General features: G+C 75.8%; 12 protein-coding genes. 7 read left to right on the top strand and 5 right to left on the bottom strand.

Annotated features, from left to right (window positions below; genetic code table 11):
* Nucleotides 1-26 precede the first annotated feature (26 nt).
* From ACTMS2_RS26865 to ACTMS2_RS26885, 5 genes are all read left to right on the top strand, one after another.
* Complete coding sequence (locus ACTMS2_RS26865; RefSeq protein ID WP_441177887.1) at nt 27-1,181, top strand: dihydrodipicolinate synthase family protein; 1,155 nt, start codon at nt 27-29, stop codon at nt 1,179-1,181.
* A gap of 65 nt (nt 1,182-1,246) precedes the next feature.
* Nucleotides 1,247-2,044 (top strand): sugar phosphate isomerase/epimerase family protein, encoded by a 798-nt coding sequence (locus ACTMS2_RS26870; protein ID WP_441177928.1) that lies wholly within the window; start codon nt 1,247-1,249, stop codon nt 2,042-2,044.
* A gap of 53 nt (nt 2,045-2,097) precedes the next feature.
* Nucleotides 2,098-2,541, top strand: a complete 444-nt coding sequence (locus ACTMS2_RS26875) for a hypothetical protein (protein WP_441177888.1) — start codon at nt 2,098-2,100, stop codon at nt 2,539-2,541.
* A 127-nt stretch (nt 2,542-2,668) separates the two neighbouring features.
* Nucleotides 2,669-4,054: an FAD-binding oxidoreductase gene (locus tag ACTMS2_RS26880; protein ID WP_441177889.1), complete on the top strand. Its 1,386-nt coding sequence runs from the start codon at nt 2,669-2,671 to the stop codon at nt 4,052-4,054.
* The gene (locus ACTMS2_RS26885; RefSeq protein WP_441177890.1) at nt 4,051-5,220 is read left to right on the top strand and encodes a (Fe-S)-binding protein; all 1,170 of its coding nucleotides are present in this window, start codon (nt 4,051-4,053) and stop codon (nt 5,218-5,220) included. Before ACTMS2_RS26880 ends, ACTMS2_RS26885 begins: the two co-directional genes overlap by 4 nt.
* A gap of 27 nt (nt 5,221-5,247) precedes the next feature.
* Here the strand turns inward: ACTMS2_RS26885 and ACTMS2_RS26890 are convergent, their stop codons facing one another.
* From ACTMS2_RS26890 to ACTMS2_RS26900, 3 genes are read right to left on the bottom strand one after another with little or no spacing between them, the layout of a single operon-like run.
* On the bottom strand, nt 5,248-7,521 hold the full coding sequence (locus tag ACTMS2_RS26890; protein ID WP_441177891.1) for an FtsX-like permease family protein: 2,274 nt from the start codon (nt 7,519-7,521) through the stop codon (nt 5,248-5,250).
* Nucleotides 7,518-8,198 carry an ABC transporter ATP-binding protein gene (locus ACTMS2_RS26895; protein ID WP_441177892.1) on the bottom strand — a complete coding sequence of 227 codons (681 nt, stop codon included), beginning with the start codon at nt 8,196-8,198 and terminating at the stop codon, nt 7,518-7,520. Before ACTMS2_RS26895 ends, ACTMS2_RS26890 begins: the two co-directional genes overlap by 4 nt.
* Nucleotides 8,195-8,719 carry a PadR family transcriptional regulator gene (locus ACTMS2_RS26900; RefSeq protein ID WP_088999887.1) on the bottom strand — a complete coding sequence of 175 codons (525 nt, stop codon included), beginning with the start codon at nt 8,717-8,719 and terminating at the stop codon, nt 8,195-8,197. Before ACTMS2_RS26900 ends, ACTMS2_RS26895 begins: the two co-directional genes overlap by 4 nt.
* A gap of 81 nt (nt 8,720-8,800) precedes the next feature.
* Here ACTMS2_RS26900 and ACTMS2_RS26905 point away from each other — a divergent pair, with 81 nt between their 5' ends.
* Entirely contained in the window at nt 8,801-9,376 is a 576-nt protein-coding gene (locus ACTMS2_RS26905; protein WP_441177893.1) for a GNAT family N-acetyltransferase, read from the top strand.
* Between the two features lie 84 nt (nt 9,377-9,460).
* Here the strand turns inward: ACTMS2_RS26905 and ACTMS2_RS26910 are convergent, their stop codons facing one another.
* A complete protein-coding gene (locus ACTMS2_RS26910) occupies nt 9,461-10,996 on the bottom strand; it encodes a chitinase (RefSeq protein ID WP_441177929.1) in 1,536 nt (511 codons plus the stop codon).
* Nucleotides 10,997-11,210: 214 nt separating this feature from the next.
* Nucleotides 11,211-11,996: an RNA ligase family protein gene (locus ACTMS2_RS26915; protein ID WP_441177894.1), complete on the bottom strand. Its 786-nt coding sequence runs from the start codon at nt 11,994-11,996 to the stop codon at nt 11,211-11,213.
* A gap of 166 nt (nt 11,997-12,162) precedes the next feature.
* Here ACTMS2_RS26915 and ACTMS2_RS26920 point away from each other — a divergent pair, with 166 nt between their 5' ends.
* Nucleotides 12,163-12,588, top strand: a complete 426-nt coding sequence (locus ACTMS2_RS26920; protein ID WP_357879109.1) for a type II toxin-antitoxin system Phd/YefM family antitoxin — start codon at nt 12,163-12,165, stop codon at nt 12,586-12,588.
* Nucleotides 12,589-12,632 lie beyond the last annotated feature (44 nt).

A 12,632-nucleotide genomic window follows, 5' to 3' on the forward strand; every position in this document is an offset into this window, starting at 1 on the left:
CGCAGTCGCGAACGCGGGGCGGACCCGTGCGCGCGAGCGACGTGGTGCTTCCCGGCGGGCGGCGGTACCGGCTGCGCGGCGGTGCCGGCTTTCCGCGCCCCGCCGGGCCGCCGACCAGCCGGATCGCGTACGCCGCCGCGCACGTGGTGGCCGATCCGACGGCCGAGAACGTGCCGGGCGCCCCGGCGGTGCTCGACTGGGAGCGCACCCTGGCCTTCCGGCACCACCTGTGGTCGTACGGCTTCGGGGTCGCCGAGGCGATGGACACGGCGCAGCGCGGCATGGGCCTGGACTACCCGGCCACGCGCGAGCTGATCCGACGCAGCGCCGCCGAGGCCCGCGCGGTGGGCGGGCGGATCGTCGCCGGGGTCGGCACGGACCAGCTCCCGCCTGGTCCGGCCGGTCTGGCCGAGGTCGCCCGCGCCTACCGCGAGCAGCTCGACGACGTGCGGGCCGCCGGTGCCCGCCCGGTGCTGATGTGCAGCCGTCACCTGGCCGCCGCCGCCCGGGGCCCGGAGGACTACCTGCGGGTGTACGACGAGCTGCTGACCGCCGCCGACGAGCCGGTGGTGCTGCACTGGCTCGGTCCGATGTTCGATCCGGCGCTGGCGGGCTACTGGGGCTCGACCGATCTCGACGCGGCCGCCGACGCCGTGGTCGAGCTGATCAAGGCCCACGACAGCCGGGTGGACGGGATCAAGGTCTCCCTGCTGGACGCCGACCGCGAGGTGGCGTTGCGCCGCCGGCTGCCGGCCGGGGTGCGCCTCTACACGGGCGACGACTTCCACTACCCGGAGCTGATCCGGGGCGACGCGGGCGGACACTCCGACGCGCTGCTCGGGGTGTTCGCGGCGATCGCGCCGGCCGCCGCCGCGGCGCTCGCGGCGCTGGACCGGGGGGACCTGGCGTCGTACGACGCGGTCTTCGCGCCGACGGTGCCCCTGGCCCGGCACATCTTCGCGGCCCCCACCTGGCACTACAAGACGGGCATCGTCTTCCTGGCCTGGCTGGCCGGGCACCAGGACCACTTCACGATGGTCGGTGGGGCCCAGTCCGGGCGCTCGCCGGCGCACCTGGGCACCCTGCTCACCCTCGCCGACGCCGCCGGGCTGCTGCCCGACGCGGAGCTGGCGGCGGCCCGTGCCCGGGCGCTGTTCGCCGTGGCGGGGGTGGACCAGTGAGCGCGAGGAGTGAGCCGGTCCTGCGAGCCCCGCATTCGCGAACGGAAGGCGGCCCAGTGAGTGGGCTGGAACGGTTCTCGTTCAACCAGGCCACGTCGCAGCACTGGCCGCTGCCCGAGGTGGTCGCCGGCTGCGTGGCCGCCGGCGTGCCGGGCATCGGGCTGTGGCGGGAGCCGGTCGCCGCGTACGGGCTGGCGCGCGCCGCGAAGCTGGTCCGCGACGCCGGCCTCGAGGTCACGTCCCTGTGCCGGGGCGGCTTCTTCACCGCCGACGGCTGGCGGGAGGAGAACCTGCGGGCCATCGAGGAGGCCGCCACCCTCGGCACCTCGGTTCTCGTGCTGGTCTCCGGCGGTCTGCCGGCGGGCAGCCGGGACGTCGACGGCGCCCGCCACCGGGTGGCCGACGCGATCGCCGAGCTGGCGCCGCACGCCGCCGCGGCGGGGGTGACGCTGGCGATCGAGCCGCTGCACCCGATGTTCTGCGCCGACCGCTGCGTGGTGTCCACCCTCGGCCAGGCGCTCGACATCGCCGAACGGTTCGACCCGGGCGTGGTCGGGGTCGTCGTCGACGCCTACCACGTGTGGTGGGACGACACCGTGTACGCGCAGATCGCCCGGGCCGGGGCGCGGATCGCCGCGTTCCAGGTGTGCGACTGGGTGACGCCGCTGCCCGAGGGGGTGCTGCTCGGCCGGGCCCTGCCCGGTGACGGCTGCATCGAGCTGCGCCGGCTGCGGGAGGCCGTCGACGCGGCCGGCTACTCCGGGCCGGTCGAGGTGGAGGTCTTCTCGGCCGAGGTGTGGGACCGGCCGGGTCGGGAGGTGCTGGACGCCTCGGTTGCGGGATACCTGCGCCACGTCGCCTGAGGATGCTCCCGGCCGGTCGGGCGGCCGGCCGGGATCCGGGCGAGGATGAGGAGGTGACCGACCGACGGGTGCACCTCGACGACCTCGGCGCGTGGCTCGTCAAGGGCAACGCGGACAGCAGCGACCTGGCCGACCGACTCGCCCGCGAGCCGCGGGTGACGAGCTGGTGCGTACGCCCCGGCTACCGCACCCGGCTGATGCGCGCCGGTCAGCCGGTGGTGCTCTGGGCCAGCGGTAGCCGCGGCCGGCTCGCGTACGGCGTCTGGGGCGTGGGGCTGGTGGCCGCCGCCGCGGTGCCGGGCGAGCCGGGCGAGCCTTGGTCGGTGCCGCTGGACCTGACGGTCCTCGACGCCGCGCACCGGGTGCCCCGGGAGCTGCTGCGGGCCGACGCCCGGCTGGCCGGGGCGGAGGTGCTGCGGCAGCCGCAGGGCGCCAACCCGTCCTTCCTCACGGTGGCCGAGTTCGCCGCGCTGCGCGAACACCTGCCGCCGGGCTGACGACCCGGGGCCGCCGTCTTCACGCCACCCGTCCGGCTCTCTATGATCGGTGAAAACTGTCGCCAGACAGCCGGTCGAGGGCCGGCAAAAACCTACAGGCGCGACCGTTGCGCCGGGAAGGGTGGGCATGGCGCTGTCAGCGACCGTCCTCGCCGAGCTGCGCGGCATCGTCGGCCCCTCGCACGTGCACGACGCGGCCGGTGACCTCGTGGCGTACGCGCGGGACGCGACGCCGCTGTTCTCCCACCGGCCGGACGCGGTGGTCTTCCCGGCCGACACCGCCGAGGTCTCCGCCGTGCTGGCGCTCGCCACCCGGCACCGGGTGCCCGTGGTGCCGCGCGGCGCCGGCTCCAACCTGTGCGCCGCCACCGTGCCGCTGCGCGGCGGGATCGTGCTGGTGCTGACCCGGCTCACCGCCATCCTGGAGGTCAGCGCCGACGAGCTGCTCGCCCGGACGCAACCGGGCGTGACCAGCGCCGCCCTGGCCGACGCCGCCGCCGCGCGGGGGCTGCTCTGGGCGCCCGACCCGGGCAGCCGCACCGTCGCCACCGTCGGCGGCACCATCGCCACCTGCGCGGGCGGCCTGCGCGGCCTGAAGTACGGCGTGACCCGCAACTACGTGCTGGGCCTGGAGGCGGTGCTGCCCACCGGCGAGGTGATCCGCACCGGCGGGCGGCTGTGGAAGGACGTCGCCGGCTACGACCTGACCCGGCTGCTCACCGGCTCCGAGGGCACCCTCGCCGTGATCACCGAGGCCACCGTGGCGCTGTTGCCCGCCCCGGCGTCGGCGAACACCGGGGTCGCGTACTTCCCGACGCTGGCAGACGCGGGGGAGGCCGTCGCCCGGGTGATCCGCGCCGGCGTGGTACCGGCGACGCTGGAGTTCCTCGACCGGGCCTGCATCGCGGCCGTGGAGGACTTCGCCCACCTGGGGCTGCGCGCCGACGCCGGCGCGCTGCTGCTCTTCGGCGACGACGGCCCGCCCGACCTGGTCGCCGCCCACCTCGACCGGATCGGCGCGGCCTGCGTCGAGGCCGGCGCCGTAGAGGTCACCACGGCCCGCGAGGTCGCCCAGGCCGAGGCGCTGCTGGCCGCCCGCCGATGCGCGCTGCCGGCGCTGTCGCGCCGGGGCGGGGTGACGATCCTGGAGGACGCGACCGTGCCCCGGCCGCGGATCGCCGAGATGGTCGACCGCATCGACGCCATCGCCGCCCGGCACGGCGTCGCCATCGCCACCTTCGGCCACGCCGGCGACGGCAACCTGCACCCCACCTGTGTGCTCGACTCGGCCGAGGACCACGAGGCGGTACGCCGGGCCGAGGCGGCCTTCGCCGACGTCTTCGCCGCCGCCATCGACCTCGGCGGCACCATCACCGGCGAGCACGGGGTGGGGGCGGCGAAGCTTCCGTTCCTCGCCGCCCGCCTCGGCGACGATCAGCTCGCCCTGCTGCGGCGGATCAAGACGGCCTTCGACCCGGCGGGCATCCTCAACCCCGGAAAGCTGGGATCATGACGGGCGACGTGTTCGACCCGGAGCAGCTGTCGCGCTGCATCTCCTGCGGGTTCTGCCTGCCGGCCTGCCCCACGTACGCGATGACCGGCGACGAGGCGTCCTCGCCGCGCGGCCGGATCACCCTGATGCGCGCGCTGCAGGACGGCTCCCTGCCCCCGGACGACGCCACCCTGGCCGAGCAGTCCTCGTTCTGCCTGGGCTGCCGGGCCTGCGAGCCGGTCTGCCCGGCGGGTGTCGAGTACGGCAGCCTGCTGGAGCAGTGGCGGGTGCACCAGTGGCGGGGCTGGCGGCGGCCGCCGGTGGCCCGGGCGCTGATGCTGCTCGTCGAGCAGCGCTGGCTGCTGCGGCTCTCGGGCCTCCTCCGCCGCGCCGCCCGCGGCCGGGCCGCCGCCCCGTCGACCGCGCCGGCCCCGCCCGCGTCGACCCCGACCCCGTCGCCCGCGCCAGCCCCGACCGCGCCGACTGCCGTCCCCGGTGCCGCCACCCCGGGCGGCCGGGAGGCGCAGCTCATGCTGGGCTGCGTGGAGCGGGGGCTCTACCCGGCGGTGAGCCGGGCCGCGCACGCGCTCGCCCCCGAGCTGGCCGTCCCCACCGCGCAGGGCTGCTGCGGCGCGCTGCACGCGCACAACGGCGACCTGGCCGGCGGCGAGCGGCTGGCCGAGCGCCTCGGCGAGGACCTGCCCGGCACGATCGTCACCACCTCCGGCGGCTGCGCCGCGCACCTCGCCTCCGTGCTCGGCGCCGACCGGGTACGCGAGCTGTCCACCTGGCTCGCCGGCCGGCCCACCGGCACCGAACTGCGCGTCGACGGCCGGCGCGCCCGGGTGGCCCTCCAGGACTCCTGCCACCTGCGCAACGGCCTCGGCGTCTTCGCCGAACCCCGGGCGCTGCTGCGCCAGGTCGCCGACTACGTGGAGCTGCCCTCGGCGGCCACCTGCTGCGGGGCGGCCGGCACGTACTCGCTGCTGCGGCCGAAGGAGTCGCGGCGGATCCTGGACGCGAAGCTCGACGAGATCGAGGCCGCCGGGGTTGACCTCGTGGTGACGGTCAACCCCGGCTGCCTGCGGCAGTTGCGCACCGGGCTGCGCCGACGTCGGTCCGCCGTACGGGCCGTGCACCTCGCCGAGCTGCTCGCCCGCGTCCAGTCGCCGACGCCACCCGCCTGAGCGGTCACGCCGGCCGGGCGCACCGCCTCACTCGGTGCGCATGCCGTCCGGACGGGTCAGCCGCCACAGCGCCGGCAGACTGAGCCCGGTGACCAGCAGCACCACCGCCGCCCCGAGGCCGGTGGAGATGCCCAGCGCCGGCCAGGCGACGGTGACCGGCATCTGCACCATCCGCAGCAGCACCGCGCCGAGGCCGAGACCGAACGCGACCGCCAGGGCGAGCCCGATCACCACCGGCACGGCACTCTGCCAGAGCACCGACCAGCTCAGCGTGGAGCGGCGGGTGCCGACCGCCACCAGCATCGCCAGCAGCCGGCGGCGCTCGCGCAGCTGCTCCAGCACGCCGACGAGCATGCTGGCCGCGATCAGCAGCAGGGTGACCACCGCGCCGATGTACAGGCCGCGCTGGACGTTGACGAACTGGTTGGCCTGCCGGTTCTCGGTCAGCGTGAGCACCGAGGCGTACGGGTCGGCCTTGAGGGCGGCGTTGCGGACGTGCTCCACCGCGTCCGGCTGGTCGGCGGCGAGGCGCAGGTACGTCTCCGCGCGCAGCGGACCGAGCCGGGTGGCGTCGACAGCGCCGGGGGTGACCAGCACCCCGCCCTGCCGGTAGCCGGACGGATCGGTGCGCACCGGCGCCTCCCGCGCGGTGCGGGGAATTCGCCAGGTCACTCCCTCGGTCTCCGCGACCGCCACCGTGGCGCCCGGCCCGACGCCGGCCGGCTGACCCTCGGGATCGCGCACCAGGAACACGTCGCCGTCGGCGCACCGGTCGAGCCGGGCGAACTCGGCCAGCGCCGCGCAGTCGCCGACGCGCAGCGTGCCGTACGCGTCGTCGGCCGTGATCGAGGTGGTGAGAGTGGCGGTGCTGGCGGTCACCCCGGGCACGTCGGCCAGCCGGTCGAGGGCCACCGGCGCGTCCGGCCGCCCGGGGAACTGCACCTGCACCTGGGCCCGGGAGGTGTCCTGCCCGGTGTCGAAGGTGAATCGGCCGGCGACGCCGGCGAAGAGCATCTGCAACCCGATGGTGCCCGCCACGGCGACGGCGATGCCGTTGACCAGCCGCGCCGAGGCGGCGCTGTCGAGCTGGAGGCGACGCACCGCGAGCTGCCACGCGACGGGGCCGCCGCGCAGCCGGCGTACCAGCAGGTCGGTGAGCCAGGGCAGCAGGGTGACCACGCCGACCAGCAGCAGCACGGCGCCGGCCGCCGTCTGCCGCTCACCGCCCAGCGGCGCGATGCCGGCGGCGCCGGCCAGCAGCAGCCCGATCCCGGCGACCGGCAGCAGCAGCCGCCACACCAGCCGGCGGCGCACCGGCGTGGCGCGCCGGGTCACCCCGAGCGGCTCGATCAGCACGGCGCGCATCGACACCAGCGTCACGACGACGGCGAGCGCCGGCACCGCCACCACGACGGCGGCGACCAGCGGCAGCGGCGGGCGCACGTCGGCGGCGTACACGCTCAGGTCCATGAGGGTGACTAGCGGCACCACCTGCCGGCCGAGCGCGAAGAGCAGGCCGCCGGCCGCGACCCCGAGCAGCGCGCCGGCGACGGCCTCCCCGGCGGCGATCCGGCGGACCATCGCGGCGTCGGCGCCGACGAGCCGCAGCGCGGCCAGTCGCCGGTCGCGCCGCTCGCCGCCGAAGCGCACGGCGGCGGCGAGGAAGACCGCGATGGGCAGCAGCAGGACCACGAAGATGACGACCACCAGCACCATCAGCACCGGGTCGAAGGCCTCGCCGGGCAGTCCGCCGCCGAAGGCGTCCAGCCGGATCGCGTCGTCGGCCGTGAGGGTGCCGCTACCCAGGTAGTAGGCCAGCTCGCGCGGACCCGCCAGCCCCTCGTCGGCGATGACGCCGGTGACCGTGGCCCCGCCGAGGCGGGGGGCGAACAGCGCGCCGTCGGCGGAGTCGAGCAGGTCGCGCAGGGCGGGGGAGACCAGCACCTCGCCGGCGCGGGGCAGCGCCGTCACCCCCGGCGGGACCGGTGCGGCCGGTCCCTCGGGCCGCAGGACCCGGCCGCGCACCGGCTGCCCCCGGAACTCGGTGTCGGTCTGGCGGATCAGCAGGGTGTTCGCGGCGGCCGGGATCCGTTCGCCCATCCGCAGGTCGTCGCGGGCGTCGCCGCGTGCCTGCCGGGCGTCCAGCGCGCCGGGCACCGCGGCGGCGAGCAGCAGCATCGCCACCCCCACGCCGACGCCGACGGCGGTGAGCACCGCCCGCAGCCAGCCGTCCCGGCCGCCGGTGAAGGCCATCCGGGCGCCCATGACCAGGTCGGCCGCGCGGTCGCGCAGCCGGGTCACGCCGCGACCTCCAGGTCCCGGGTGCGCCCGTCGCGGACCACGACCTCCCGATCGGAGTACGCGGCGACCCGCGCCTCATGGGTCACCAGCACCACGGCCGCCCCGGTGTCGCGGGCGGCGGCGGTGAGCAGCCGCATGACCCGCTCGCCGTTGAGCGAGTCGAGCGCCCCCGTCGGCTCGTCGGCGAAGACGACCCGTGGCCGGGTGACCAGCGCCCGGGCGACCGCCACCCGCTGCCCCTGCCCGCCGGAGACCTCGCCGGGCCGCTTGCCGGCCACCTCGGCGACCTCCAGGCGCTCCAGCCACTCGGCGGCCCGCCGCTCCGCCTCGCGGCGGCCGACCCGGGCCAGCCGCAGCGGCAGCGCGACGTTCTCCAGGCAGGTCAGCTCCGGCACGAGCTGACCGAACTGGAAGACGAAGCCGAACTCCTCCCGGCGCAACGCGCTGCGGTCGGCGTCGCTGAGGGCGCCGAGGTCGCGCCCGGCGTAGCTCACGCGGCCGGAGTCGGGGCGGGTGATGCCGGCGAGGCAGTGCAGCAGGGTGGACTTGCCGGAGCCCGACGAGCCCATGAGGGCCAGCACCTCGCCGGGGTGCACGCGCAGGCTGGCGCCGGCGAGCGCCCGGGTCGGCCCGAACGAGCGGTGCAGGTCCTCGGCGAGCAGCAGCGGGGCGCTCACGACCGCACCGTCGCGGCCAGCTCGTCGAGGCGGGCGGCGGTCAGCTCCAGCCAACGCAGGTCCGCCTCGAGGTGGAACAGGGCGTGGTCGCAGACCAGTTGCTCGGCGAGGTCGCCGTCGCGCTTGCGGCGGGTCAGCTCGCGCATCATCCGCAGGTGCTCGGAGCGCTGCACGTCGAGCACGTCGGCGGCCGGGCGGCCGGTCAGCAGGGCCAGCACCACCTTGGTGTAGAGGGTGCTCTGCAGATACGGCTCGGGTTTCTCGGCCCGGGCCAGCCACTGCGCCACGTCCGTGACGCCGGCCTCGGTGATCGCGTACCGCTTGCGCTCCGGGCCCTCGCCCGGCTCGACGGCGTCCACCTCGACCAGGCCGCCGCGCAGCAGCCGGGAGAGGGTGGCGTAGACCTGCCCGTACGCGAGCGGGCGGGCGTGACCGAAGCGCTCGTCGTAGAGGCGTTTGATGTCGTAGCCGTGGCGGGGGGTGGCCTCCAGGAGGCCGAGGAAGGTCTGTCCGATCGACATGGCGAGGACTATACACACCGCGTATACCTCGCGCGTATACCGGTACATTGCCTGCTCACGCCTTTACAACGGGAGGTCACCGTGTTCGCCCTGCCCCTGACCGACGACGCCGAGCTGCGTCCCCTGGAGCCCTGGCGGGCCGGGGAGTTCCTCGCCCACCTCGACCGGGCCCGCGCGCACATCGCGCCCTGGGTGTCGCCCTCGTTCGTCGTCGGCGACCTCGACTCCGCCCGGGCCGTGCTCCAGAGCTACGCGGACCGGTGGGCGCGCGACGCCGGCGGCATCTGGGGCATCTGGCATCGGGGCGAGCTGGTCGGCGGGGTCATGTTCGTCGCGTTCGACACCGCGTCGGGCGTCTGCGAGGCCGGGTGCTGGCTGGAGCCCGCCGGACAGGGCCACGGGCTGGTCACCCGGGCGGCCGGCCGGATCGTCGACTGGGCGGTACGCGAGCGCGGCATCCACCGGGTCGAGTGGCGCACCAAGGCGGACAACGCCCGCAGCATCGCCACCGCCCGGCGGCTGGGCATGCGCCTCGACGGGACGCTGCGCGAGGTCTACCCGGGGCCGGCCGGGCGCATCGACATCGAGGTGTGGTCGGTGCTGGCCCCCGAGTGGCGCGGCGTCCGGTCGGACGCCGGCGAAGACCGCGCCGGGTGAGCGGGGCACCCGGTCCGGCGCCGCCACGAGCAGCGCGTACGCGCTCGTGCGGCCGGACCGGGTGCCCGGCGAGGCGGCGTCCGATCAGGACAGCGACCGCAGGAACGGGCCGTGGCTGAGGCGGAACTCCCAGGCGTAGAACCGGTCCCAGTTGATCGACCAGGTCATCAGGCCCCGGAAGGCCGGGTTGGTGCCGCTGCGCGGGACGTACGGGCCGCAGCCCTGCCCCTTCACCAGGCAGGTCACCGCGGCCTGCACCCCGGCGGGGGCGAGGTAGCCGTTGCCGGCGCTGGGGGAGGAGGGCGCGCCGAAGGCCACCTGGTCCTCGCGCAGTGCCGGGAAGAAACGGTCCGGGTTGCCGGCGACGGGGAAGCCGGCGAGCAGCATGTCGGTCATCGCGACGTGGAAGTCGGCGCTGCCCATGGTGTGGTACTGGTTGTCGAGCCCCATGATCGGCCCGGAGTTGTAGTCCTGCACGTGCAGGACGGTGAGGTCGTTGCGCAGCGCGTGGATCACGGGCAGGTACGACCCCGCGCGCGGGTCCTGCCCGCCCCACGGGCCCGAGCCGTAGAACTGGTAGCCGAGCTGGACGAAGAACGTCTCCGGCGCCATGGTGAGCACGAAGCCCGCCCCGTACCGCTGCTTGAGGGTGCGGATCGCGGAGATCAGGTTGACGATCACCGGCGTGGTCGGGTTGCGGAAGTCGGTGTCGCCGGCGTCGAGGTAGAGCGAGTGCCCCTCGAAGTCGATGTCGAGCCCGTTGAGGCCGTACCGGTCGATGATGGCCGACACCGACCGGACGAAGGTGTCCCGGGCGGCGGTCGTGGTGAGCTGGACCTGGCCGTTCTGCCCGCCGATCGAGAGCAGCACCTTCTTGCCCTGCGCCTGCTTGGCGCGGATCGCCGCGACGAACTCGGCCTCGGTCTCGACGCCCGGGCACTCGCTGGGCGGGCAGAGCTGGAAGCGGATGTCGCCGGAGGTGACCGTGGTGGGCTCGCCGAAGGCGAGGTTGACGATGTCCCAGTCGGCGGGCACGTCGGCCATCCGCAGGTAGCCCGAGCCGTTGGCGAAGCTGGCGTGCAGGTAACCGATCAGCGCGTGCCGGGGCAGCCCGCCGGGCGGGGGAGTGGTGGGCGGCGGGGTGGTCGGCGGCGTCGTGGGCGGTGCGGTCGTCGGCGGTGCCGTGGTGGGTGGGGCGCTGGTCGGCGGCGCGGTGGTCGGCGGGCTGGTGGGCGTCCCGCCGGAGCACGGCGCGCCGTTGAGCGTGCAGTCGGTCGGGGTGCCGGCTCCGGTGGCCAGGAAGCCGAACGACACCGAGGCGCCGGGGGCCACGGTGCCGTTCCACGAGCGGTTGGTGAAGGTGTGCCGCTGGCCGGAGCTGCTCACGGTGGCGTCCCAGTAGGAGCCGAGCGTGGTGCCCGTCGGCAGGGTGAAGGCGACCTGCCAGCCGGTGATGGTGCTCGGGCCGCCGTTGGTGACGGTGTAGCGGCCCTCCCATCCGGTGCCCCAGTCGGCGGTCTTGACGAAGGTGGCGGTCGGGCCGGCGGCGCGGGCCGGCGCGGCCAGGGTCAGCGTGGTGGCCGTGACGGTGGCGAGGGCCGCGACGGCGGCCAGCAGCAGGTTTCGGGCAGGGCGACGCATCCGGACCTCCCGGTTACGAGGGCCGTCGGATCGACGGATGCACAATTATTAGGATTGTTAACTGTAGTTGTCCAGATCGGATTGCGGGACGGCGCTCGCCTTTGCGACTCCGGTCCGGCGGCCGACGCGGCGGTCCACCCGCTCGTCGGCCCGCTCGGCGGACGCACCCCCGGGGCGCGTCCGCCGAGCCGGGTCAGCGCCGGCCCTCGCGGCGCCGCAGGGCGCGCTCGTAGTCCTGGAACCGCGCCTTGGCGATGACCGAGCGGTCCGCCGCGCGGAGCACCAGCCCTTCGGACCGGCCGGCCGGGCCGTCCAGGGCCACCAGGGTCCGGGGCAGGTGCCCGGTCAGGAACGCGTGCGTCCCGTCGATGTCGCGGGGCAGGTCCTCGGCGGGGACGGCGGCCAGCCGGGGCACGGTCGGCAGGCCCAGCGCGTCGGCCCGCCCGACGAGGTCCGCCTCGCCGAGGAACCGCTGACCGCCGCCGTCGCGCCAGGCCGAGATCCGCTGCGTCGGCCAGTCGAGCATCGGGGCGGGGTCGTCCAGCACGGCCACGTCGAAGAGCCGGTGCCCGACCTGGCGCTCGGCGGTGTACTGCCGGGAGGCGGCGGTGACCTTGCCGCCGTACACCTCCAGGTAGAAGACCGTGATCCGGTCGTCCGCCGCCGCGACGCTCAGCCGCTCGGCCACGTCGCGCAGGGCGTCGACGATGCCGAGCGCGGGGTTGACGATCAGGTCGCCCCGCGCGTACAGCAGCTCCTCGCGGCTGCCGATGAGGTACGCGCCGCCGGGCAGCACGACGATCCGGGCGTTCGTCCCGTCGACCTTCTCGGTGAGCGTGACCGACCCGGTGAACGCCACGCACTCCGCCAGCAGCCCGCCGTCACGGGGGTCCAGGGCGTGGTACGTGGGAATCGACGGGTACTTGGTCAGCGAGTTGATCGTCCGCAGGTCGACCGTCCGGACGTCGAGGCGGGACACGGCATCTCCTTCACGTGGCGGGTTCGCCGCGCCGGTTCGCGGCGCGGCGTCGGGCGGGCAGCGTATCCGCCGCGAGGACCCCGGCCCGCGCGATTTTTTCGAGTCCGTTGTCCAGCCTGGACCGTCGGCGTGCGGAAATGTCGTACCCGGGGGCGACCATCCATCCATGGCTGTCCCCGCTCTCACCCCGCACACCGACCAGCCGCGCTCGGTGCCGCTGCGCGAGGCGCGCACCCGGCTCACCCAACTCGTCGCGCTGGCCGAGCTGACCGACACCGTCACCGTCGTCACCCGCGACGGCGACCCCCGACCCGTCGCCGCGATCGTCCCCGCGGCGGCCGCCCGCAGCGCCGCCCAGGCCCGCGCCGACGCGGACCGCCTCGCCGCCGTCACGGCCGGCTGGGCCCGGCGCCTCGACGAGGCGCACCGGCGCAGCAGCCGCCGCCACTCCGCCGAGCTGCGCGCGGTCACCGCCGCCCTCGCCGAGGTGTGGGCGGAGCTCGACCGCCGCGTCACGCCGGGCAGCGACCCCGGCCTCGCCCGGCTCCGCGCCGCGCACGCCGACCTCCTGGCCGCCGACCCCGCCGCCTGACCGGGGCCCGCGCCGTCCGAGCGGCCGTGCCGTCCGGTGTTCCG

It is taken from the genome of Micromonospora sp. SD12 (assembly GCF_052068495.1).
In the GTDB taxonomy this organism is placed as follows: Bacteria; Actinomycetota; Actinomycetes; order Mycobacteriales; family Micromonosporaceae; genus Micromonospora; species Micromonospora echinofusca.

Bases quoted from the DNA above. Each gene is read 5' to 3' on its own strand.
- ACTMS2_RS26885 (WP_441177890.1), top strand. From the start codon at position 4,051: ATGACGGGCGACGTGTTCGACCCGGAGCAGCTGTCGCGCTGCATCTCC.
- ACTMS2_RS26900 (WP_088999887.1), bottom strand. From the start codon at position 8,719: ATGTCGATCGGACAGACCTTCCTCGGCCTCCTGGAGGCCACCCCCCGC.
- ACTMS2_RS26920 (WP_357879109.1), top strand. From the start codon at position 12,163: ATGGCTGTCCCCGCTCTCACCCCGCACACCGACCAGCCGCGCTCGGTG.
- ACTMS2_RS26880 (WP_441177889.1), top strand. From the start codon at position 2,669: ATGGCGCTGTCAGCGACCGTCCTCGCCGAGCTGCGCGGCATCGTCGGC.